Origin of the sequence: Flammeovirga pacifica, assembly GCF_000807855.2 — a bacterium.
Taxonomy (GTDB): Bacteria; Bacteroidota; Bacteroidia; order Cytophagales; family Flammeovirgaceae; genus Flammeovirga; species Flammeovirga pacifica.
Genome location: NZ_JRYR02000001.1, coordinates 3,140,861 through 3,143,359 on the forward strand (window position 1 = coordinate 3,140,861; position 2,499 = coordinate 3,143,359).

The following is a 2,499-nucleotide window of genomic DNA, read 5'->3' on the forward strand; positions in this document are numbered from 1 at the left end:
TCTCAATAATCAAACTTTCAAACGCATTAATAATACCAAGGTCAATAATTGCTTTAGGCATTAGATTATGTGCTACACTACGACTTTCTCTAATTGATTTTTGTAAATAGTCATATCCTATACCAAAGGTCTCAATTACCTCTGATGGTAGTGAATTGATACTTTTTCTTACCTTTTGAAAGTTCAATGATACAATTGTCAATGTTTGTTGTAAACCATCATGGATATCTTTGGCTATTCTATTCCTTTCTATATCTTCTGTTGTCATTACAGCGTTTAAAATATCTTGTGCTTTTTGTTTAATAGAAGTAATATCAGTAAAAGTACCAACTACTCTACATGGAATATTATCATTATCAAAGGCTACAATTTTCCCTTTAATCTGAATCCAAATATACTTTCCTTGTTTATTTTGAAGTCTTAATTCTTTCACCAGTTTCCCTTCAATGAGGATAAGCTTAAGGTATGATTCAAAATCAATTCCCTTTATATCTTCAGGATGTATTCTCTTTTGGACTTCATGAATAGTATGTTCAAATTCATCAGGTAAATAACCAAGCATTGTAAAAGTTGCAGGGCTAAAGTTTAACTGAGTTGAATCCACCCTCCAATCCCAAATACCATCATTGGAAGCATCTAAAGCATAACTCAACTGTTCCTCTCTTTCAGCAATTTTCTTTGAACGTTCAATAACTTTTTCTTCAAGGTTATTGTTCAATTCATTTAATTCTAATACCTGACGTTCAATCGTTCTGTTTTGCCTTCTTGTTAAGCGGACTCTATTAACTGCAAAAGCTGTAAATAAGATCAAAAGGACTACAATTATGAGTAGAGCAAGTTGTTGCTTTTTTGTTTGTGCTAATTTTGTTTGAGTAATTTGTTTTTGAGCTTCGTAGTGAAGACTGTCTGCAAAAGCTCTTTTCTCATTTTCATACTCATATTGCTGATGCAATACCTTCTTTTGGCTTTCTAAATTATTGACACTATCTCTAGAAGCAACATATAATTCAAAAGCTTCTAACGCTTGAGCTGTATTATTTTGCTTTTTATATACCTCATATAATTTTTGGGATACATCTTTAGTTTGTTCAATATCTGTATCTTGAACATATTCAAGAGCTTCATTGTAATATTTAATAGCGTTTGAAATATCCCCTTTTTGTTTGTAGTAATTGCCGTATGCTTTTTTACAGAGAATTATTCCCAATTGATTCTTTAAGGATTTGTTGATTTCAAGGGCTTTCTCAATTGTTGATAGAGTACTATCTGTTTCATTTAATTTGACTTGTAAAAAAGCAATGTGCACTAAAATATGTGCTTCAGAGTTTCTATCATTAATTTCCCTCGCTAAATCTAAGCTTTCATCTAAAACATGTTGAGCTTCCTCATATTTATCTTCGCTTGAATACCCTAAGCCTAGGTTCAGCATACAATTTAAAATCCCTGCCTTATCTCCCATTCTTTTACGAATTTCTAGGCTTTTATTGATAAACTCATAGTACTTATCAAGCTCATCCATATCAAAATAGATATTGGCAATATTAGAATATGAAAATGCTAAGGCATAATCATCTCCATTCCGTTCATTTATTTTAGCACCTTCCATAAACAGTTCCATTGCCTGTATTAAATCACCTTGTCGAAATTTGATGACTGCTAAATTGGTAAGAGGTGCACTTCTTTGCTCACCTCCTTCTATATAAAGTTTATTGCATTGTCTTAGACTCTTTACTGCTTCCTCATAATCTTTTTGAATAACTTGAATGATACCTATATTATTCATAATATCTGCCATTCCATTTTTATCCTTTAAAAAGGAAGAGATATTATAGCTGGACTTATAGTAGTCTTTAGCTATATCGTATTTTCCCAAAGAGTAATAAATTGCACCAATACTTTTGTAAGCATTGGCTATAATAGAACTATCAGCCACCTCCCTTGCTAAAGAAATTGCTTTGTTATATTCCTTCTCTGATGATTCAAAATCACCTTTTCTATAAAATACTAAACCTTTTTTAGACAATGCTTTTGCCTGATATTTCAAATTTCCTTTTTCAAGGGCATACTGATAGCTTATTTCAGCTAAAGCAAAGGCACTATCTGTATTTGTTTTAACTATTTCATCACTATGCTCTAATAACGCTTTCAAACGAGTTGAATCAACTTCTTCAGTATTTACCCATAAAGACCATAAAGAATCAGCTTTGGTTTGACTCATTATGGTATTTGAAAATGCCATAAGAATGAGGCATAATATGATATAACCTTTGAGTAATTTCATTCTAAAAGTTTTTATTAATCTCGATTAAAAGTGTAGTACCTCTCCCTTCTCTACTTTCTATTTCTAAGAAACCTCCAATAGCATCCAATCTATTTTTCATTCCCTTAAAACCCAACCCAGAGTTCTTTTTTATTACATTAATAGCATCAAACCCAACACCATTATCTTCAATAGTGAGCATATAGATATCATCATAATTTTTTAATTGAATATCTACT

2 protein-coding genes are annotated in these 2,499 nt (G+C 31.3%); both read right to left on the reverse strand.

The window, feature by feature from the left end:
• On the reverse strand, nt 1-2,281 hold a 2,281-nt coding region (locus tag NH26_RS12275; protein ID WP_199880238.1), incomplete at its 3' end, for a tetratricopeptide repeat protein.
• A gap of 1 nt (nt 2,282) precedes the next feature.
• Nucleotides 2,283-2,499 (reverse strand): sensor histidine kinase (locus NH26_RS12280; RefSeq protein ID WP_394331095.1); only part of this gene is annotated, 217 nt, incomplete at its 5' end.